The following is an 18,585-nucleotide window of genomic DNA, read 5'->3' as shown; positions in this document are numbered from 1 at the left end:
CCACCACCGCCGCCACCGGCAATGATGGCGACGCCTGTCGTGAGTCTCGCGGCGGAGGCGGACTCGGATGATTCCAGCAACATCGTGGTGACGGGGTCGAAGATCAGCGCATCCACCCAGCGGCTGGCACGCAAGCGCGCGGCGCGCGGGGACTGGAACGCCTGCACGATGGACGATCCGGGTCGGGACCTTGGTCGCTGCAAGAAGCTGATCGACCCCGCCGCGCCGGGCCCCGCGGGGCGCGCTGCCGCCTATCTTGCCGATGGCCTGTCACAAGCCTGGCGAGACGAACTCGATGGTGCGGTGACGGCTTTCGGCCAGGCGATCCAGGTCTCGCCCAGACTCTCCTTTGCCTATCTCAATCGCGGACTGGCCTATCAGCGCCTCGGCGATTTGACGCGAGCGCTCGCCGATCTCGATCTGGCGGTACGCTATGCGCCGAACACGGCGCGCAACCATTATCATCGCAGCCTCGTCCTGCGTCAGAATGGCGACGTCAAACGGGCCAGGGCGGACGAGGACCGCGCGATCGAGCTGGATTCCCGCTACGAAGCGGTGATCGCCCCCTAACCCCGATAGCGCAGCGCCTCGACCAGCAGCGCGAGGCCCGGCGACATTTGTCGCCGGCTCGGATAGTAGAGATAATAGCCGGGGAACGGCCCGCACCAATCCTCCAATACGCGCACCAGAGTGCCGTCGGCGATGCGCCCGGCGACCTGGTCTTCGGGCACGGAAGCGAGTCCCAGGCCGGCCACCGCCGCCGCCTGGATCATCGACGAGCTGTTGAAGATGAGCGGGCCATCGACCCGCACGCGCACCTCGCGTCCGTCGCGCTCCAGCTCCCAGGCATAAAGCCCACCCGATGATTGCATGCGCAGGTTGATGCAGCGGTGGCTCGACAGGTCCTGCGGCGTGCGCGGTGCGGGATGGCGTGCGAAATAGGCCGGCGCGCCAACCGCGGCCATGCGCAGTTCCGGCCCGATCGGCACCGCGATCATGTCCTTGTCGAGCCGCTCGCCCAGCCGCACTCCGGCATCGAACCGGTCGCTGACGATATCGGCCAGCCCGGCATCGACATGAATCTCGATCGTCAGGTCGGGATAATCGGGCAGCAGCCGCTCGATTACCGGCCACAGGATCAATCGGGCCGCGTGTTCCGCGGCGGTGATGCGGACAATGCCCGCCGGTTTGTCGCGCAACCGGCCCAGTGCGGTCAATTTCGCGTCGATCTCGTCGATCGCCGGGCGCAGCGTCTCGATCAGCCGCTCGCCACCCTCGGTCGGCGCGACGCTGCGCGTGGTGCGTGTCAGCAAGCGAAAGCCGAGCCGCGCCTCGAGCCGGCGCAATGTATGACTCAGGGCCGATTGCGACACGCCGAGCTTCGCCGCGGCACGGGTGAAGCTGCGCTCGTCCGCTACGGCCAGGAAAGCAACCAGGTCGCTCAGGTCTTCACGCCGCACCGGGGTTCTCCACCATCATCCGGCCGTATAGCCATTCATGAACACAGATCATAGCTGCATGCCGATTTGACCGTCTAATCGCATAGCCGGACGGACCCTAGATAGGCGGCGAGCGTGACGGCATCCGTCATCGCCAGCAGCAGGAGTGCAGGACATGCAACAGCGTCAACTCGGCAGGAGCGGCCTTGAGGTTTCGGCGATCGGCCTCGGGTGCATGGGCATGAGCGCATCCTATGGGCCGCCGCACGACGTGCCGGAAATGGTTACGCTGTTGCGCGCAGCGGTCGATCGTGGCGTGACCTTTTTCGACACGGCCGAAATCTATGGTCCGTTCATCAATGAAGATCTGCTCGGCCAGGCCTTGTCGCCGGTGCGCGACCGGGTGGTCATTGCGACCAAATTCGGTTTCCAGGTCGGCACCGACCCGCTCAGCGGGCCGGGCCTCAACAGCCGACCGGAGAATATCCGCGCCGTCGCGGACGCCTCGCTCAAGCGACTGAAGACCGATGTGATCGACCTGTTCTATCAGCACCGCGTCGATCCCGACGTGCCGATCGAGGATGTCGCAGGCACGGTCCGCGACCTGATCCGCGAGGGCAAGGTGAAGCATTTCGGCTTGTCCGAGGCGAGCGTGCAGACAATCCGGCGCGCGCATGCGGTACAGCCGGTCGCGGCATTGCAGAGCGAATATTCGCTGTGGTGGCGGCGGATCGAGGCGGAGGTCATCCCGACGCTGGAGGAGCTGGGTATCGGCCTGGTCCCTTATAGCCCGCTCGGCCGGGGTTTCCTGACCGGAGCGATGGACGCGACGACGCAGTTCGGCAGCGGCGATTTCCGCAACAATCTGCCACGCTTCACGCCCGAGGCGCGCACGGCCAACCAGGCATTTGTCGACCTGCTGAGCGAGGTCGCCGAGACCAAACAGGCGACGCCGGCGCAGGTCGCACTGGCCTGGTTGCTGGCGCAGAAACCATGGATCGTGCCGATCCCGGGCACGACCAAACTGCACCGGCTGGAAGAGAATATCGCCGCCGCGGCACTCTCCCTCGACGCGGACGACCTGCGCCGCATCGCACAGGCGGCGGATGCCATCACCGCCGAGGGCGAGCGCTATCCCGATCGGCTTGAAACGATGACCAACCTGTAGGTGAAACCACCGATCAGCGCTCCGGCTCATAAGGGTCGGCCGGGGCGCTGACGCCCAGCTTCGTCGTCACCGCCTCGCCGATGAAATCGTGGAGTTGCCGCGCAGCCGGGGTCAATGACCGCCCGCCATCATGCAATGACAGCGTGAAGGGGTCGCCGGTCGGGTCGGGGACTCGATCGACGGTGCCGATCCGGCGCAATGTGGCGGGAATCCCGACCGCGATGCGCAGCGTGACGCCCAGCCCCGCCTCGACCGCCGCCCAGATGCCCTGCACACTGGGGCTGGTCAGCACCACACGCCACGCGATGCCCGCTTCTTCCAGTGTCGCCAATGCGCGCTGGCGAAAGAAACAAGGCGGGTCGGACAGGACCAGTGGCAGCGGCTCGCCGGCATTCCAGGCCAGCCGTCCCGGCGCGGGCCCGATCCAGATCGCCGGCAGTCGTTCCAGCACCAGAGCATCGGGGCGATTGCCCTGGTTGATCGCCAGCACGAGATCGAGCTCGCCACGATCGAGCCGCTCGATCAGCGCGCGGTTGCGGTCGACCACCGCTTCCAGCCGCGCCGTCGGCAGCGCGCGGTTGAACCGGCCAAGCACGGCCGGAAGCCAGCTATCGGCGAAATCACCGGGCAAGCCGAGCCGGACAGTACCGCCCGCCGTCAGCCCGTTGATCGCGACCAATGCTTCGTCGTTGAGCTCCAGGATACGCCGGGCATAGGCCAGCAAGGTCTCGCCCGCGGCCGTGGCGACCAGACCGCGCCCCTGTTTGCGGAACAGCGTCTGGCCGACCTGCTCCTCGATCTTGCGGATCTGCTGGCTGACCGCCGATTGCGAGCGGCCGATGCGGCCGGCGGCATGAACAAAGCCGCCAAGCTGCTCTGCCAGCACCAATGTGCGCAGCACATCCATGTCGAGATTGGGCGATTGCATCACTTCATATTATCGAAAGTATTAGATCAAAACTATCGAATTTTTGAAAGCAATCCGCGACGCTAGGACAAATGGCCCAACCAGCGAGGATTCCATGTTCAAGCTTATGCCACCGCCCCGCACGATCGAAGTCGCCGCTGCCGCCGTGCTCGCCACGTCCTCCTTGTTCGCCTTTTGCCAGCCCGCGAACGCGCGCACGACAATGCCCCCGCGCGAACTGGTCGGCACCTGGACGCTGGTCGCCGCCGATGTCCGGCATCCTGATGGCAGCGTCGGCCGCGACTATGGCGAAGCGCCCAGGGGAAGCCTGATGATCGACGCCCAGGGGCGTTATGCGCTGCTGATCTACAAGAGCGAGCGGCCGAAATTCGCCTTGGGCGACAAGGCCAAAGGCACGCCGGAGGAGTATCGCGACACCGTGCTGGGGATGAGCACGCATTTCGGCACCATCGCGGTCGATGCGGCGGCAAAGACGCTGACCTTCGCCGTCGATCAGGCCAGTTATGCCAACTGGAACGGCGCGAAGCAGCAGCGCCATTATGAGCTGAAGCGCGGCGAGCTCAGCTATACCGTCGAGGCGCGGCCCAATGGCGATGTGCCGATCTCGATCTGGCGGCGAATTGGTTGATCGGCCCGACCGGTTTTGCGCTTCCCTCCTTCCCCAAAGGACGACTCGATGACCCCGATCCACCGCGCGACGCTCGGCCTCCTCTGCATTGCCGGCGCTCTATCGATTTCACAAGCCGGGGCTGCCAGGGCTCACGCCATGCCACCACATATGCCCGCGCCGGTCGATCCCGCCCCGGCCGCTCCCGACCGCAAACCCTATGAGATGGTGGCCTTTGCCAAGATCAAACCCGGCCAGGTCGTGATCGATTATCTGCCGGGCAAGGGCTATTTCACCCGGGTGTTCAGCGCCGCAGTGGGCAACCGGGGCAAGGTCTATGCGGCGACGCCGCAATTCTACATCGACCGGCTGAAAGGACGCGCCTTGCCCCCGGCTGTCTCCAGCGAAAGCGGATTCAGCAATGTCAGCGAGATCGTCTCCGGCGACGACATGCTGAATGCGCCGGCACCGGCCGATCTGGTCTGGACTTCGCAAAATTATCACGACGTCCATAACTGGACTGGCGCGGCAGGTGCCGCGCGGCTCAACAAGGCCGCGTTCATGGCGCTCAAGCCCGGCGGGCTTTACGTGGTGCTCGACCATGCTGGCGCAGCCGGGCTCGACGCGGACGGCATGGCGAAGCTGCACCGCATCGACGAAGCGCTGGTCAAGCAGGAAGTGCTGGCGGCCGGCTTCGTGCTCGACGGTGAATCGCAGGCGCTGCGCAACCCCGCCGACCCGCGCAGCGCCAATGTCTACGACCCCTCGATCCGGGGCAAGACCGACCAGTTCATCCTGCGCTTTCGCAAACCGGGGTGAAAAAGCGTCACCCCGGGCGTAGCCGGAACCCCGCCCCCTCATAGCTGCGCACGGCATTGCCGCGTTCAAGTTCGCGATTTTGCCCCCATAGTGCGCGCTTGCCACCTGCCTCACCTGCACGGCGCTGTTCGTCGAACAGCATGGCGAGCTTCAGCCGCGCAATCTTCTTGTTGGCGAATTGCGATCGCTGATCCTGCGACAATGTCGCGAGGTATTTTTCAACCCATCTTATGCACGGGGCGCTTCACACCACCCTCGCCATACGGCCTTGGCAGTCATCGCGCACGTCGCACAATTTATCGCGGAACGGATGACCTGCGCATCGCGGCGGTCTCTGTCTTGGCCCGCCGGGGTGGGCGGACCCGTGTGCAGGAGCTTTCCGGCACGCGTTTAAAGGGATGAATAGTATGCGTTTCCAATCCATCATGCTGGCGGCCCTCGGCGCCGTCACGCTCGCCGGTTGCGCCAAGAAAGAGGAAGTCGCGGCATTGCCGCCACCCCCACCGGGCGCGGTGGCCGGCAGCACCGCCGCCGATCGCGACGGCGACGGCATCATCGACGGCTATTACACCGCCGACGGCATCTACCACCCCAACGCCGTGCCGCAGCTCCCGCCGCCGCCCGCGCCGACGCGTCGGGGGGAAAGAGGCTGATCGCTTCACGCCGGGGAATGCGGCCACGCCGCATTCCCCACTGCCTGCCGGCCTGCCTGATCATCGCAACGGTCACCGCCAGTCCAGCGACGGCCGCCCCCGCGCGTGCGGAGCCGGCGCGCGCAAAGGCCGGGCCGACCGGCCCCGTCGGCCTCGCCATCCGTGACGAGGCGGGCGGTGCGCTCAAGCGCTTCTACGCGGATCGCGGCTTTCGCCCGCTTTGGGCGCCGGGCGGAAAGATCGGGCGCCAGGCCGACACGCTGATCCGCTTCCTCAAATCCGCCGAACTCGATGGCCTGAGATCGTCCTCCTACAACATTGACAAGCTCAGCGACGCCGTCGGCGCGGCGCGCGCTGGCGATCCCCGCGCGGTGGCGCGCGCTGAACTCGAACTGTCCGACGCCTTTGCGCGCTATGTACAGGATCAACGTCGCGGCGGCGCGCGGATGATCTATGCCGATCGCACGCTGAAGCCGAAAAAGCTCGCGACCGATCGGGTGCTGCGCGCGGCCGCTTTTCCCAAATCGTTCGGCGATTATATCGCCGACATGGGCTGGATGAGCCCGCTCTATGTCCGGCTGCGCGACCTGATGGCGCGGGCCGAGAAGGCCGGTGCGTCGAAAGAGACGATGGAGCGCCTGCAGCTCAATCTCGACCGCGCCCGGCTGCTCCCCGGGCCATGGACCCGCCACATCGTGGTCGATGCGTCCTCGGGCCGGCTCTGGTATTACGAAGCGGGCGAGCAAGTCGGCACGATGCGCGTCGTGGTTGGCGCTCAGGAGACGCAGACCCCGATGCTCGCGGGCACGCTACAATGGGCGATCCTCAATCCCTATTGGAATGTACCCGATTATCTTGCCGAGAAGAGCGTGGCGCCGAAAATACTCGGCGGCAAGTCGCTCGCGTCGCTGCGGATGGAGGCGCTGTCGGACTGGGGTCCAGCGGCGCACAAGCTCGATCCCGCATCGATCGACTGGCCGGCGGTCGCATCGGGCAAGCAAGTGCTGCGCCTGCGCGAACTGCCGGGGGCGGAAAATTCGATGGGGCGGGTGAAATTCATCTTCCCCAACAAGGAAGGCATCTATCTCCACGACACGCCCAATCGCAATTTGCTGCAAAAGGACGATCGTCATTTCAGCAATGGCTGCATCCGCCTGGAAAATGCCGCCGAGCTCGGCCGCTGGCTGCTCGCCAGGCCGATCGGCGCGGCGTCGAGCAAACCGGAACAGGCAGTGCCGCTGCCGGCGCAGGTGCCGGTCTATCTGACTTATATCACCGCGACCGCGACCGATGCCGGCGTCACCTTTCGCAAGGACGTGTACGGCCGGGATAAGTGAAAGCTGCGGTGAGTATGCCCCCGGACGGCCCCAACGCCGTCCGGGGACAAACCATCAGGCAGCCGCGCGCAGCTCCCGCGCGGCGGCGACCATCGCCTCGATCGCGGGACGCACTTCCGCCCATTTGCGCGTCTTCAGACCGCAGTCGGGATTGACCCACAATTGATTGGCATCGAGGTGGGTGCGGGCGAGCTTCATCAGATCGACCATCTCCGCGACGCCGGGAACGCGGGGCGCGTGGATGTCATACACGCCCGGCCCGATCCCGCTGGGGTAGCGATAGCTGGCGAAGCCGGCGAGCAGCTCCATCTGCGACCGTGCGGTTTCGATCGAGATCACATCGGTATCCATCGCGCCGATCGACGGCAGGATATCGTTGAATTCCGAATAGCACATATGGGTGTGGATCTGCGTCGCGTCGCCGACCCCGGCAGCGGAGAGCCGGAAGCATTCGACCGCCCAGTCGAGATAGGCCTGCCAGTCCTTGCGGCGCAGCGGCAGCCCTTCGCGCAGTGCCGCCTCGTCGATCTGGATCGCCTTGGCGCCGGCCGCTTCGAGATCGGTCACCTCATCGCGGATCGCCAGCGCGATCTGGCGGCAGCTGGCGCTGCGCGGCTGATCGTCACGTACGAACGACCAGTTGAGGATGGTGACCGGACCGGTCAGCATACCCTTCATCGGCCGTGCGGTGAGATCCTGCGCATAACGCCACCACTCGACCGTCATCGCCTTTGGCCGCGACACATCGCCGAACAGGATCGGCGGCCGCACACAGCGCGAGCCATAGCTCTGCACCCAGCCATGGCGCGTGAAGACGAAGCCGGACAGTTGCTCGCCGAAATATTGCACCATGTCGTTGCGCTCGAATTCACCATGCACGAGCATGTCGAGCCCGACCTCTTCCTGCCAGCGGATCGCCCGTTCGGTCTCTTCGCGCAGGAAGCTCTCATAGGCCGCGTCGTCGATCAGGCCCTTGCCGTGCTGCGACCGCGCCTGGCGCACTTCGGGGGTTTGCGGGAAGGAACCGATCGTGGTGGTCGGGAACATCGGCAGGCCAAGGGCGGCATGCTGTTCGGCCTGACGGACGGCATGACCCGAGCGGCGTTGCTGCATGTCCGGCGTCACCGCCGCGATCCGCGCCGCGACCGCCGCATCATGGATGCGCGGCGAGGTACGGCGGTTGGCGGCGGCCTGCGCCGATGCGGCCAGCGGTTCGGCGACACTGTCGCGCCCCTGGTTGAGCGCGCCCTTCAGGGTCGCCAGTTCCTCGATCTTCTGCACCGCGAAGGCCAGCCATTGTGCGACTTCCGCATCGATACCGGTTTCGAGCGCCAGGTCGATCGGGGTGTGGAGCAGCGAGCAGGACGGCGCGAGGATCAGGTCGCGGGTCGCGGCGATCGGCTCGAGCCGGTCGAGCAACGCCGGCAAGTCGGCACGCCAGATGTTGCGCCCGTCGATCACGCCAAGCGAGAGCAGCAGGCTCTCCGGCGCGGCGGCGAGCACAGCGTCGAGCTGCTCCGGCGCGCGCACCAGATCGACATGCAGACCTGCGACCGGCAACGTCGTGGCGAAGGAAAGATTATCCTCCAGGCCGCCGAAATAGATCGTCAGCATCAGCTTCACGCCATAGCGCGACAGCCGGTCATAGGCCCGGGTCAGCGCATCACGCTGGCGATCGCTGAGATCGAGCACCAGGCAGGGCTCGTCGATCTGCACCCATTCGGCGCCGGCGGCGGCCAGCTGGCTGAGCACCGCGCAATACAGGCCGACGACCTGGTCGAGAAAGTCGAACGCATCGACGTCGCGCGTCTTGGCGAGCGATAGCCAGGTGACCGGGCCGAGCAGCACCGGGCGCGTCTCGAACCCCTGCGCCTTGGCCTCACGATAATCGTCGACCACCTTGGCCGAGGTGAGCGAAAGGCGCTGTCCCGCGACCAGTTCGGGCACCATGTAATGATAATTGGTGTCGAACCATTTGGTCATTTCCTGCGCGGTCTCGCCCGCGCCATGAGCATGGCCACAGCCTGCGTCATGGCCAGTCGAACCGCGCGCCATTGCGAAATAGGTCGCCAGGTCGGCGGTGCCTTCCGGGGCGGCATAACGCTCCGGGATCGCCCCGAGCATGATGCTGGTGTCGAGCACGTGATCGTAGAGCGAGAAATCGTTGGACGGCAGCCAGTCGGCACCGAGCGAACGTTGCCGCGCCCAGGCGGCGGTGCGCAGGGCGGCGGCGGACTCAAGCAGCTCGGCTTCGCTCGACTTGCCGGACCAGAAGCGTTCGAGCGCGAATTTCAGTTCGCGGCGCGGGCCAATGCGCGGGAAACCCAATGTGGCAATCGTGACGGTCATGATCTTCATACCCCGATGAAGGGCGGACCGGCCAGGCACGGACACAGGCAGGACGCGCGTCCGGAAAGGCCCGGCCGCGGCATGCAAGCGACCAGCCCGGACACCCCGCCGGTGGACGTTATCGTGACGAGGCAGGTCTCCTGGCTCGCGGGTCGTCACGTCGGCCTGGCCTTCCCGGCGGCTTGACGCCGCCAGTGACACATAATGGCCGCCGCTCGCCGCTTACAGTTGCGGGGGCAGCGCCGGCATTGACCCTGGATCGCTCCAGGATCGCACCGGCTTCCCGTCTTAGCTCCACGAACGACATGCCCGTGGAGAACCTCGACCCCTAAGCATCCCAGCGAATGGCAGCGCCGTCAAGCAAGATATAAAGACATCTTTATGTCGTTATGACAAAGTGCATGGCGACGGTGATGCGCTCATGTCCCATCATTCCCGACAGGGCAGCGCGCCTGCATCACTTCGCCGCCGACCAATGTCCGCAGGGCAAAGCAATATCGAACGACACGTGGTTGTTCGAAGACGTCCTTGTATTTCACTCGGCCGAGAAGGACGAACGCCTTGCGTCCCTGGGCGATGTCCCTGACCTTGCTCCAGGGGAGAGCCGGACCGACGATCGCCCTGCTCAATTGCTTGTTGATCGTTGAACTCCCCGGCCGATCGACCAGCGTTGCGAACTGTCGCTCCAATGTGCTCGAGATCGGCGCGTCGAAAACACCGACCTGAAACGAATCCACCACATCGAATGCCGGGGTCTGGCCATGATTCTCAATCGCATAGGCCACTTTCCAGGGCTTGCCGGTTTCATATTGTACAAGCCGAACATCCTCCACGGCGAGATAGGCGCGCTCCTGACGCGCGCGGTCCCGCTCGCTTTCCCTGATTTCGCGTTCGGTTTGACATGCCGTCCAGATGCTGACGACCAGGGCAAGCGCCGCGACGAAAAGCGCCGCCCAGTCGGCATGCTTCTTGTCCGGATTCGGTGCGGGCGCCGTGGTACTTCCGTTCGCCGTGGTATTTCCGTTCATCGTCATTCCCCCCAAAGAGACGATCGGTATGGGATCCAGCCTGCCGCATCGCGACGGGGGGCCGCAACACAAGGCGTTGCCGATTCGGATCGAATCATCGATGCCCGGAATGGTTCGCGCTTCGCCGATCGATCTTTCCAAATCGGGCCGGCGGCCTTAAGTCGCCGCCATACCCGAGTCTCGAAAGGTTATTGCCATGCGTGAAGCCGCGATCGTCGCCACTGCCCGTACTCCGATCGGCAAAGCCTATCGCGGCGCGTTCAACATCACTGAGGCGCCGGTGCTCGCCGGGCATGTGATGAACGCAGCGGTGGAACGCGCCGGAATCGATCCCGCCCGGATCGACGATGTGTTCTGGGGCGTCGGTGGGCAATGGGGCACGCAAGGCGGCAATGCCGGACGTATGGCGATCTTCGCCAGCGGCTTGCCGCAAAGCGTGCCCGCCTTCACGCTCGACCGAAAATGCGGATCGGGGCTGACCGCGATCGCGCTCGCCGCGCGCTCGATCATGGCTGACGATGTCGATGTGGCGCTGGCCGGCGGCATGGAATCGATCAGCTTCACCGTCACCAAGGATGCGCCGCGCTATATCAACCAGTCGGTCGTGGCGAAGCAGCCCGCTGCCTATATCCCGATGATCGAAACCGCCGAGATCGTCGCCGAGCGTTACGGCATCACCCGCGCCGCACAGGACGCCTATGGTGCACAAAGCCAGCAACGCGCCGCCGCGGGTCTCGCCGCGGGCGCCTTCAGGGAGGAAATCGCGCCAATCACGGTCGAGAAGGCGCTGTTCGACAAGGAAGGCAATCGCACCGGCACCGAGACGGTGACGCTGGAGCATGACGAGGGCATTCGCGCCGGAACCACGCTGGAAGGACTCAGCGCGCTGAAGACGGTCTGGCCCGGCGGCGAATTCACCGGCCCGGGCAGCAACGTCACCGCCGGCAATGCCAGCCAATTGTCCGACGGCGCGGCGGCACAGATCCTGATGGATCGTCGCACCGCTCAGGCCGAGGGCAAGGAAATCCTCGGCATCTATCGCGGCTTCCAGGCGGCCGGATGCGGCCCGGAGGAAATGGGCATCGGCCCGGTCTTCGCGATCCCGAAACTGCTTGACCGCGCCGGCCTGTCGGTGGCCGATATCGGGCTGTGGGAGTTGAACGAAGCGTTCGCGTCGCAATGCCTGTATTGCCGCGATCATCTCGGCATCGATCCCGAAAAATACAACGTCAATGGCGGCGCGATCGCGGTCGGCCATCCGTTCGGCATGACTGGCAGCCGTCTGGTCGGCCATGCCCTGATCGAGGGCCGCAAGCGCGGCGTGCGCTATGTCGTCGTGTCGATGTGCACCGCTGGTGGCATGGGCGCGGCGGGACTGTTCGAGATCGTGTGAGAAGAACCGCCCGGCCCTGGCGAAGGGCCGGGCGGCTGCAGGGTTCAGGCCAGGGCTTGCTTGACCACAGCTTCGGACTGAGCGTGCAGCGCCCAGAAGTCGCGCACCGATCCACCCGACAGCTTCGCCTGGAGCACCGCGAGATGCGAGTGCCAGCCGCCACCGAAACTGACGAGCCCGGCCGGCCCGGTGATACCGTTATGCGTGAGCACCAATTTGGTGCGCTCGCCATCCGCCGAAAGATCGAAAGTCGCGACCCCCTCCTTGCCGCCGTCCCAGGTAAAGGCGAGGCGGTGCGGCGGATCATAGGCCACCACCGTTTCGCGCGCGACATGGCCTTTGCTGCCCTTGTATCGCTCTGGAGTGGGCACGTCGTCGGTCGATAGATTGTCATGGTCGAACACCAGTTCGACCGCCCCGCCCTCGCGGGACTCGATCGCACCGCCGGCGAACCATTGGCTGCGCAGTTCCGGCTCGACCAGCCAACGCCACACCGTCTCGATCGGCGCGTCGAGCATGCGTTCCATGCGGATCGTATCGGCGGCCGGATGTTCCAGATCAATCATCATTCTTCTCCATTAGCGTCGCGAGACTGGTGAGGATCATCGTCCAGCCCTGACGGGCCTGATCCTCATAGGCGGCCCATTGCGGGTCCATTTCGTGAGTCAGCGTCAGCGTCGATCCCTGCGCGGTGGCGGCGATCGCGATCGATACGCGGGTCCATTCACCGTCTTCCGCCGGATCGGCGGCGAACAGGAACACCAACCGGTTTGGGCGATCGATCACCTCATATTCGAGCCGATGCCCGGCATCGCCTGCCGGTCGCCGCTCGACGATCAGCGCGCGGCCGCCGACCCGGGCATCGATCTCGACCGTCCGCATTTCGCCATCCGGTGTCGCGAACAGGAACTTGCCCGCCTGAACCGGGTCGAGCCAGGCGTCGAACACGCGTTCCGGCGGCGCGGTGAAGTCGCGCGTCACCGTCAATATGATCGGCGCGCTCATTTCGCGTCCTCATTCATCTTATCTCTCCTTGGGAGTCTTGGGATCAGCCGCAATCAACGCTTCGAGCGCATCGAGGCGGATGGTCCAGAACTGCTCCCATTGGCGCAGCCAGGCCTGGGCTTCCTGCAGCGGCTCGGTACGCAACCGGCACAGTTGCGTCCGCCCTGCCTTTCGGCGCTCGACCAGCCCGGCGCGTTCGAGCGCCTTCACATGTTTGGAGGCGCCGGCAAAGCTCATCGCATGCGGCGCGGCGAGTTCGCCGATGCTGCGCTCCCCGCCCGCCATGCTGGCCAGCATGGCGCGGCGCGTCGGGTCCGAGAGTGCAGCGAAAGTGGCGTCGAGTCGTTCAACCATATGGTTGCATATCGACCCATCGCGCTAATTGTCAACCAAACGGTTTAGTAATATTGCGCAGGGCGGAATCGATATCGCCGTCGTCGCGCGGGCCAGCGAGCGCAGAAGGGTTCACGCGGAGCCGCGCTACCGGCGCGGTCAGCCCGCTCCGTCGCGTCCAATATTATGTGATCAAGGTCATGGTGGCTCGCGCCAGCCGCGGGCAGACCATCTCTGCGGCTCCGCGCGAGCCATCGTCCTGAGCCGCTGCCCAGCCGCCCTCCCGATTGTCCTAGCCGGGCTGCGCCATCATCAGCGCCGCGCGCAAAGTGCGCACGACGATCTCGTCGCGCTGGTTGAGGCCGATATGGTCGAAGGTGACGATCCCCTGCCCCGGCCGCGAATTTGACGCGCGCAACGCCTTCACTTCGGTTTCCACGCGGATCGTATCGCCCGCGAACACCGGCTTGGGAAAGCTCGTCTCGCTCATCCCGAGATTGGCGATGGTCGTGCCGAAGGTCGTATCCTGAACGCTCAACCCGATCACCAGCCCGAGCGTGAACAGCGAATTCATCAGCGGCTTGCCGAACTCGGTGGTCGCGGCATAGGCATGGTCGATATGGATCGCCGCCGGATTATGCGTCAGCGCCGAGAACAGGATATTGTCCATATCGGTCACCGTGCGCCGGATTTCGTGCACGAATTTCTGCCCGATCACGAACTGCTCGAAATATAGTCCCGCCATCATTCCTCCGCCGGCTTATCGTCTGATCCCGTCGCTCTGCGCGACGCGCCGCTATACGCCCAGCGTACCTGCGCTGCGCAACTATTCCGCGCCCTCCGGCATGGAAATCGACCGCCACACGGGCCAAGGCGACCGGCCGCCACCTCATTCCCGGCGGAAGCTTGCCCGATACTGCGCGGGCGAAATGCCCAGACGCTGGACGAACACCGCCCGCATCCGGTCCGCCGTGCCGAAGCCGCAATCGAACGCCACCGCCTTCAGCGCGAGACGGCTGCCCTCTAGCAGGTTGCGCGCGGCATCGACCCGTGCGCGCTCGACGAATTCATGCGGCGTGATGCCGGTTTCCTGAACGAACAGACGCGCGAGGTTGCGCACGCTCATGCCGACGTCATCCGCCAACGCCCGCATGCCGTGGCGATCCCGGATATGCGCCATCACATGCGACTGGACTCGGGCGATCGGTGACGCATCATCGGCCGGCGCGGTCAGGAACGGGCTGAACTGGGATTGCCCGCCCTGGCGCTGCGCCGTCACCACCAGCCGCTTGGCCACCAGCAACGCGATCGCGGGACCATGGCTTTCGCTGACCAGCGCAAGCGCCAGATCGATTCCCGCAGTGACGCCCGCCGACGTCACCAGCCGGCCGTCGCGCAAATGAATCCGGTCATGCTCGACCCGCGCGCGGGGAAACAGCGCGGCGAGGTGGGACGCATTCTGCCAGTGCGTCGTCACGCGGTGATCATCGAGCAAACCGGCATGGCCCAGGGCGAACGCACCGGTGCAGATCGACCCGTAAAGCCCGGCGCGTTGCGATACCGCCCTGAGCCAGTCCGACATCGCCACATCCGGCGCGGCATCGGGCAATGCCGGCCCGCCTGCGACCAGCACGATGGCGGACTCGGGTGACGCGTCCGCGAAGCGGAGATCGGCCATGATCCGCATCCCGCTGGACGTACGCACCGGGTCGCGACCGGCCGCCACCAGCGAGATTTGGTAGCGATCCGCCTCGGAGATGAAGGCATTGGCTTCGACGAAGACATCGACCGGACCGGCAACGTCAAGCGCCTGCACGCCGTCATGGATCACCACCGCGACCGTCTGAACCGCCATTGCCTATTTCCCGCGCCATGAAGAGGATGGCTCGAAATCATGTGCCATTGTCCCGATCCGATGGGCAAGCGGCATTGCCGCGCGTCGGGTCAGACCGCAGATAGGAGCGACGGCGCTGCTCGCTTCCCGGCGATCCAGGCAGTCCGCAAAACCGCAGGATGGGCTGCCGCGTGCCCGGTCGCGCCACCGTTCGTCATGCCCGTGACAGGAGCCTTTCATGACCAGCAATATTGCCGGCATCCGCATCCCCGACAGCGCCATGGCGCGCGCGGCGACGCAACTCGTGCGCGATACCGAGGACGATTTGCTCTACCATCACAGCCGCCGCGTGTTTCTGTGGGGCGCCCTGACCGGCGCGCGGCGCGAGATCGAATATGATCCCGAACTTCTCTATATCGGCGCGATGTTCCACGACATGGGCCTGACGCAAGCCCATGCCAGCAAGGATTTACGCTTCGAAGTCGACGGCGCCAACGCGGCGCGAGAATTCCTCAGCGGCTATGGCGTGGCGGAACGCGACATCGAGGATGTCTGGGCGTCGATCGCACTCCACACCACGCCTGGCATTTCCGAACATATGCGGCCGACGATCGCGCTGGTCACAGCCGGGGTCGAAATGGATGTGCTCGGCATCGCCTATGACGATTTCACCTCTGCACAGCGCGACCATGTCTGCGCGCACCATCCGCGCGAGCCTGATTTCAAGCACGGCATCATCGACCATTTCGCGCAGGGCACGATCGGCAAGCCGCTGACCACCTTCGGCAATGTGAAGGCCGATGTGCTTGCGCTCAAGGATCCGACCTATCAGCGTCTGAACTTCTGCAGCATCATCCTGGGCTCGGCCTGGCCCGACTGACGGCCGATCTGGGGGCCGAACCAGGTCTGGCATCGCCGTGGGAGCAAAGATCCCTCGCGCGATACGGCCAGCGCGCGGCTTGAAAGGGCGCTCTGCCATCGGCCATCGCCTCAAGCTCAGGCCCAGCGATCAGCGCGAGTAACTCATGGTCGTTCGCGCGGCTCCGGGCGAGTGGCAACATAAAGCGCGCAACTACCAATGAGCAATGCGACCAGCAGCGCCAGCACCGGCGACGGGTGAATGCCAAGCAGGAAGACAGCGAAGCCCAGCGCCATACCGGTCAGCGCGGCGATCTTCGCGCGGCGCGGAATGGCCTTTTCCCGTCGCCAGGCGCGCAGCAACGGACCGAAGCGACGATGGTCGAGCAGCCAGGCCTCCAGCCGGGGCGAGGAATGCGTGAAGCAACCCGCCGCCAGGATGATGAAGATCGTGGTCGGCATCAACGGCACCAGCGCCCCGATGATTCCCAGCGCGCAGAAGAACAGGCCAAGCAAAAGCCAACCGGTCCGCACGGCCCTGGCAAGCGGTGCGCGAATTGGGTGTGTCCGATCCGGCGGTTCCCTGTCTGGTGGCTGTTCAGCCAAAACTGGTATCGACCGGATCATGGGGGCGCATGAATGCGGCCCTGGCGCCAACGACGATGCGCTGCACCAGCCGCATCAGCGACGGCCGCTCGGTCAGCAGCAAACGAGTCAGGGCCAAAGTATTGGTCGGCATCGATTCTTGGATCAAGGAAGCACAAGACGCTTTAGCGCAATATGCGAATGACTCGCAACTATTCCCAGGTCAGCCGCGGATGACGCCAGCAGTCGCGGGGAAACGCCCGCACCGCAGCCTCGCTGCGCGATCGTTGTTTCACAGCCTGTATGGGGATAGAAAAGTGACCGTCACCTTCCACTATTATCGTGTAGCCGACCCCCGGGCTTGCGGCAAGCCCCCCATCATGCGCCATGAACGCTGCCCTCGATTCGAACCCGGAGGGAGCAATGACGATGCGGATATTGTTATCGACTTATGGATCGCGCGGAGACGTGCAGCCACTGGCGGGGCTTAGCCTCGGGTTGCAGGGACTCGGCGTGGGGGCACCGGTCTGCGCACCACCCGATGCCGAATTTTCCGAGCTGCTGGCCCGCACCGGCGTGCCGCTGCTGCCGGCCTTCTCGTCAATACACCAATGGATCGCATGGGCCAGGGAGTCGAAACTGGGCTTGCCTGAGTTTGCGACCGAGATGATCGCCGCCCAGTTCGATGTCCTCGCCGCCGCGGCCCAAGGCTGTGATGCGATCGTCGCGACCGGCCTGTTCCCCTCGGTTGCCGCCGCGAAATCGGTGGCCGAGACGATGGGCATCCCTTTTATCTGGGTGACCTTCTACCCGTTCAGCCTGCCGTCGCCACACCACCCGCCAATGGCATATCCCGGCTGGCCGCACCCACCCGAAATGACCGATAATCTGGCACTGTGGGACTTCAACACCCGCGCGATGAACGCCCTGTTCGGCGAAGCGGTCAATACCCATCGCACATGGATCGGCTTGCCCACGGTCGATAATGTCCGCGATCATATCTTCACCAATCGTCCCTGGCTGGCGTCCGACCCGATCCTCAGTCCATGGCGGCCGACCAGCCAACTTGATGTCGTACAGACCGGCGCGTGGATCCTGCCCGACCCGCGCCCGCTGCCTGCGAATCTTGAGGCATTCCTCGATGCCGGCCCGCCGCCGGTCTATGTCGGCTTTGGCAGCATGCCCATGCAGGGGGCGCCGGACGCGGCCCGGACCGCGATCGAGGCCATCCGGGCGCAGGGCCGCCGTGCGCTCCTCGCGCGCGGCTGGGCGGAACTCGCCGCGATCGACGACAGACAGGATTGTCTGGTCATCGGTGAGGTCAACCAGCAGGCCCTGTTCCGCCGGGTCGTCGCCGTCATGCATCATGGCGGCGCGGGCACGACGACGACGGCCGCGCAGGCGGGCACGCCGCAACTGATCGTGCCGCAGGTGGCGGACCAGCCCTTTTGGGCGCGACGGATCGCCGAACTGGGCATCGGCGCGGCGCATGATGGCCCTGTACCGACCGTCGAGTCCCTGTCGGCCGGGTTCAGCACCGTCCTCGCCCGTGAGACCCGTGACCGGGCGGCGGCCATCGCCGGCACGATCCGCACCGACGGGGCAACGATCGCCGCGAAAAAGCTTGTTGCCGAAATTGCCGGGGTGTCGACCTGATTCAATGCCCGCGTCGATCATGGCAACGTCGCCCCCGGATGGAAGCCCAGGCCTCCGCCCCGCTCTTTCCATTGTCTGGACAATCACAATCGGCGTCCTGTTCCGGCCGGAACAGGCGCTGTTTCGTCACCTGTTATCACCTGTTATCGCACCTGTTATGCAATAACAGGTGAAATGAACTTATCTCATTGAAAGACAATCGTAAATTCTGCCGAAATTCCCAACATTACCGGGATAAAAAATTATTGCCGGATAACAGGCTCGAACAGGGCAAAATATAGCACCCGCCGCCCACACGCCGGCCTGCTCTATCAATTGCGTACCCGCTGGATCAGGATTGGCGTTCCGACACCGATTGGGGTGATTCTCCAGTCCGTTAAGGGGGGGCAGGCATGAAGGATTTAAGCGGGGAGGAATGGACCAGCGTCCAGGCCCTTTTTGACGAACTGGTCGATCTCAAACCCTACGAACGGGACAAGCGCTTGCGCCGCTCAACACTTGCCCCCGGGCTTCTGGCCCATGTGACGTCGCTGCTCAATGCCGCGTCGACCGACGGCATCTTCGAAATGGCTGCCCCCGACTTGTCCCCGCCC

The 18,585-nt window shown here is 65.0% G+C and carries 22 protein-coding genes and 1 riboswitch; of the genes, 10 read left to right on the top strand and 12 right to left on the bottom strand.

Annotated features, from left to right (window positions below; translation table 11 throughout):
• On the top strand, window positions 1-570 hold a 570-nt coding region (locus tag OO12_RS08600; RefSeq protein ID WP_327196012.1), incomplete at its 5' end, for a tetratricopeptide repeat protein.
• Here the strand turns inward: OO12_RS08600 and OO12_RS08595 are convergent.
• A complete protein-coding gene (locus tag OO12_RS08595; RefSeq protein ID WP_034158267.1) occupies window positions 567-1,460 on the bottom strand; it encodes a LysR family transcriptional regulator in 894 nt (297 codons plus the stop codon). The genes OO12_RS08600 and OO12_RS08595 overlap by 4 nt on opposite strands.
• Before the next feature lie 154 nt (window positions 1,461-1,614).
• Between OO12_RS08595 and OO12_RS08590 the strand changes: the two genes are divergently transcribed.
• Entirely contained in the window at window positions 1,615-2,607 is a 993-nt protein-coding gene (locus tag OO12_RS08590) for an aldo/keto reductase (protein WP_034158266.1), read from the top strand.
• 13 nt (window positions 2,608-2,620) lie between these two features.
• Here OO12_RS08590 and OO12_RS08585 read toward each other — a convergent pair whose 3' ends face one another.
• The gene (locus tag OO12_RS08585; RefSeq protein WP_052215678.1) at window positions 2,621-3,535 is read right to left on the bottom strand and encodes a LysR substrate-binding domain-containing protein; all 915 of its coding nucleotides are present in this window, start codon (window positions 3,533-3,535) and stop codon (window positions 2,621-2,623) included.
• Window positions 3,536-3,629: 94 nt separating this feature from the next.
• Here OO12_RS08585 and OO12_RS08580 point away from each other — a divergent pair, with 94 nt between their 5' ends.
• Window positions 3,630-4,163 carry a lipocalin-like domain-containing protein gene (locus tag OO12_RS08580; RefSeq protein WP_200887423.1) on the top strand — a complete coding sequence of 178 codons (534 nt, stop codon included), beginning with the start codon at window positions 3,630-3,632 and terminating at the stop codon, window positions 4,161-4,163.
• 48 nt (window positions 4,164-4,211) lie between these two features.
• Entirely contained in the window at window positions 4,212-4,961 is a 750-nt protein-coding gene (locus OO12_RS08575) for a class I SAM-dependent methyltransferase (protein ID WP_200887422.1), read from the top strand.
• Window positions 4,962-4,968: 7 nt separating this feature from the next.
• On the opposite strand, the gene OO12_RS08570 is transcribed toward OO12_RS08575, so the two are convergent.
• Entirely contained in the window at window positions 4,969-5,163 is a 195-nt protein-coding gene (locus tag OO12_RS08570; protein WP_200887421.1) for a hypothetical protein, read from the bottom strand.
• Between the two features lie 205 nt (window positions 5,164-5,368).
• Here OO12_RS08570 and OO12_RS08565 point away from each other — a divergent pair, with 205 nt between their 5' ends.
• Together OO12_RS08565 and OO12_RS08560 are read left to right on the top strand one after the other, a co-directional pair.
• Window positions 5,369-5,614, top strand: coding sequence for a hypothetical protein (locus OO12_RS08565; protein ID WP_034158265.1), 246 nt, complete (start codon window positions 5,369-5,371; stop codon window positions 5,612-5,614).
• Between the two features lie 17 nt (window positions 5,615-5,631).
• Entirely contained in the window at window positions 5,632-6,951 is a 1,320-nt protein-coding gene (locus OO12_RS08560; RefSeq protein ID WP_034158264.1) for a L,D-transpeptidase family protein, read from the top strand.
• Window positions 6,952-7,005: 54 nt separating this feature from the next.
• Here OO12_RS08560 and metE read toward each other — a convergent pair whose 3' ends face one another.
• Together metE and OO12_RS08550 are read right to left on the bottom strand one after the other, a co-directional pair.
• Complete coding sequence (gene metE, locus OO12_RS08555; RefSeq protein WP_034158271.1) at window positions 7,006-9,300, bottom strand: 5-methyltetrahydropteroyltriglutamate--homocysteine S-methyltransferase; 2,295 nt, start codon at window positions 9,298-9,300, stop codon at window positions 7,006-7,008.
• Window positions 9,301-9,413: 113 nt separating this feature from the next.
• Window positions 9,414-9,639: riboswitch (cobalamin riboswitch) on the bottom strand.
• 80 nt (window positions 9,640-9,719) lie between these two features.
• Window positions 9,720-10,328: a hypothetical protein gene (locus OO12_RS08550; protein ID WP_152616328.1), complete on the bottom strand. Its 609-nt coding sequence runs from the start codon at window positions 10,326-10,328 to the stop codon at window positions 9,720-9,722.
• A gap of 196 nt (window positions 10,329-10,524) precedes the next feature.
• On the opposite strand from OO12_RS08550, the gene OO12_RS08545 reads away from it, so the two are divergent.
• Complete coding sequence (locus OO12_RS08545) at window positions 10,525-11,721, top strand: acetyl-CoA C-acyltransferase (RefSeq protein ID WP_034158262.1); 1,197 nt, start codon at window positions 10,525-10,527, stop codon at window positions 11,719-11,721.
• Between the two features lie 44 nt (window positions 11,722-11,765).
• Here OO12_RS08545 and OO12_RS08540 read toward each other — a convergent pair whose 3' ends face one another.
• From OO12_RS08540 to OO12_RS08520, 5 genes are all read right to left on the bottom strand, one after another.
• Complete coding sequence (locus OO12_RS08540) at window positions 11,766-12,287, bottom strand: SRPBCC family protein (protein WP_152616327.1); 522 nt, start codon at window positions 12,285-12,287, stop codon at window positions 11,766-11,768.
• Complete coding sequence (locus OO12_RS08535; protein ID WP_034158260.1) at window positions 12,280-12,726, bottom strand: SRPBCC family protein; 447 nt, start codon at window positions 12,724-12,726, stop codon at window positions 12,280-12,282. Before OO12_RS08535 ends, OO12_RS08540 begins: the two co-directional genes overlap by 8 nt.
• 18 nt (window positions 12,727-12,744) lie before the next feature.
• Window positions 12,745-13,080, bottom strand: a complete 336-nt coding sequence (locus OO12_RS08530) for an ArsR/SmtB family transcription factor (RefSeq protein WP_034158259.1) — start codon at window positions 13,078-13,080, stop codon at window positions 12,745-12,747.
• Between the two features lie 271 nt (window positions 13,081-13,351).
• The gene (locus OO12_RS08525) at window positions 13,352-13,804 is read right to left on the bottom strand and encodes a MaoC family dehydratase (RefSeq protein WP_034158270.1); all 453 of its coding nucleotides are present in this window, start codon (window positions 13,802-13,804) and stop codon (window positions 13,352-13,354) included.
• Between the two features lie 144 nt (window positions 13,805-13,948).
• Complete coding sequence (locus OO12_RS08520; protein ID WP_034158258.1) at window positions 13,949-14,914, bottom strand: GlxA family transcriptional regulator; 966 nt, start codon at window positions 14,912-14,914, stop codon at window positions 13,949-13,951.
• 217 nt (window positions 14,915-15,131) lie between these two features.
• Between OO12_RS08520 and OO12_RS08515 the strand changes: the two genes are divergently transcribed.
• On the top strand, window positions 15,132-15,773 hold the full coding sequence (locus tag OO12_RS08515; protein WP_034158257.1) for an HD domain-containing protein: 642 nt from the start codon (window positions 15,132-15,134) through the stop codon (window positions 15,771-15,773).
• A 143-nt stretch (window positions 15,774-15,916) separates the two neighbouring features.
• Here the strand turns inward: OO12_RS08515 and OO12_RS08510 are convergent, their stop codons facing one another.
• Both OO12_RS08510 and OO12_RS28495 read right to left on the bottom strand, forming a co-directional pair.
• Window positions 15,917-16,285, bottom strand: a complete 369-nt coding sequence (locus OO12_RS08510; RefSeq protein ID WP_034158256.1) for a YbaN family protein — start codon at window positions 16,283-16,285, stop codon at window positions 15,917-15,919.
• Between the two features lie 64 nt (window positions 16,286-16,349).
• Window positions 16,350-16,490 (bottom strand): hypothetical protein, encoded by a 141-nt coding sequence (locus OO12_RS28495; protein ID WP_160296766.1) that lies wholly within the window; start codon window positions 16,488-16,490, stop codon window positions 16,350-16,352.
• Between the two features lie 275 nt (window positions 16,491-16,765).
• On the opposite strand from OO12_RS28495, the gene OO12_RS08505 reads away from it, so the two are divergent.
• Both OO12_RS08505 and OO12_RS08500 read left to right on the top strand, forming a co-directional pair.
• Window positions 16,766-17,992, top strand: coding sequence for a glycosyltransferase (locus OO12_RS08505; RefSeq protein ID WP_034158269.1), 1,227 nt, complete (start codon window positions 16,766-16,768; stop codon window positions 17,990-17,992).
• Between the two features lie 392 nt (window positions 17,993-18,384).
• The coding region (locus OO12_RS08500) for a hypothetical protein (protein WP_034158255.1) at window positions 18,385-18,585 on the top strand (201 nt) is incomplete at its 3' end.

Source organism: Sphingomonas sp. ERG5, assembly GCF_000803065.1.
In the GTDB taxonomy this organism is placed as follows: domain Bacteria; phylum Pseudomonadota; class Alphaproteobacteria; order Sphingomonadales; family Sphingomonadaceae; genus Sphingomonas.
The sequence above is the reverse complement of the archived record's forward strand: the minus strand, read 5'-3'. Positions and strand labels throughout refer to the sequence as shown.

Bases quoted from the DNA above. Each gene is read 5' to 3' on its own strand.
- OO12_RS08590 (WP_034158266.1), top strand. From the start codon at position 1,615: ATGCAACAGCGTCAACTCGGCAGGAGCGGCCTTGAGGTTTCGGCGATC.
- OO12_RS08585 (WP_052215678.1), bottom strand. From the start codon at position 3,535: ATGCAATCGCCCAATCTCGACATGGATGTGCTGCGCACATTGGTGCTG.
- OO12_RS08580 (WP_200887423.1), top strand. From the start codon at position 3,630: ATGTTCAAGCTTATGCCACCGCCCCGCACGATCGAAGTCGCCGCTGCC.
- OO12_RS08575 (WP_200887422.1), top strand. From the start codon at position 4,212: ATGACCCCGATCCACCGCGCGACGCTCGGCCTCCTCTGCATTGCCGGC.
- OO12_RS08565 (WP_034158265.1), top strand. From the start codon at position 5,369: ATGCGTTTCCAATCCATCATGCTGGCGGCCCTCGGCGCCGTCACGCTC.
- OO12_RS08560 (WP_034158264.1), top strand. From the start codon at position 5,632: ATGCGGCCACGCCGCATTCCCCACTGCCTGCCGGCCTGCCTGATCATC.
- metE (WP_034158271.1), bottom strand. From the start codon at position 9,300: ATGACCGTCACGATTGCCACATTGGGTTTCCCGCGCATTGGCCCGCGC.
- OO12_RS08550 (WP_152616328.1), bottom strand. From the start codon at position 10,328: ATGAACGGAAATACCACGGCGAACGGAAGTACCACGGCGCCCGCACCG.
- OO12_RS08545 (WP_034158262.1), top strand. From the start codon at position 10,525: ATGCGTGAAGCCGCGATCGTCGCCACTGCCCGTACTCCGATCGGCAAA.
- OO12_RS08540 (WP_152616327.1), bottom strand. From the start codon at position 12,287: ATGATTGATCTGGAACATCCGGCCGCCGATACGATCCGCATGGAACGC.
- OO12_RS08535 (WP_034158260.1), bottom strand. From the start codon at position 12,726: ATGAGCGCGCCGATCATATTGACGGTGACGCGCGACTTCACCGCGCCG.
- OO12_RS08530 (WP_034158259.1), bottom strand. From the start codon at position 13,080: ATGGTTGAACGACTCGACGCCACTTTCGCTGCACTCTCGGACCCGACG.
- OO12_RS08525 (WP_034158270.1), bottom strand. From the start codon at position 13,804: ATGGCGGGACTATATTTCGAGCAGTTCGTGATCGGGCAGAAATTCGTG.
- OO12_RS08520 (WP_034158258.1), bottom strand. From the start codon at position 14,914: ATGGCGGTTCAGACGGTCGCGGTGGTGATCCATGACGGCGTGCAGGCG.
- OO12_RS08515 (WP_034158257.1), top strand. From the start codon at position 15,132: ATGACCAGCAATATTGCCGGCATCCGCATCCCCGACAGCGCCATGGCG.
- OO12_RS28495 (WP_160296766.1), bottom strand. From the start codon at position 16,490: ATGCCGACCAATACTTTGGCCCTGACTCGTTTGCTGCTGACCGAGCGG.
- OO12_RS08505 (WP_034158269.1), top strand. From the start codon at position 16,766: ATGCGGATATTGTTATCGACTTATGGATCGCGCGGAGACGTGCAGCCA.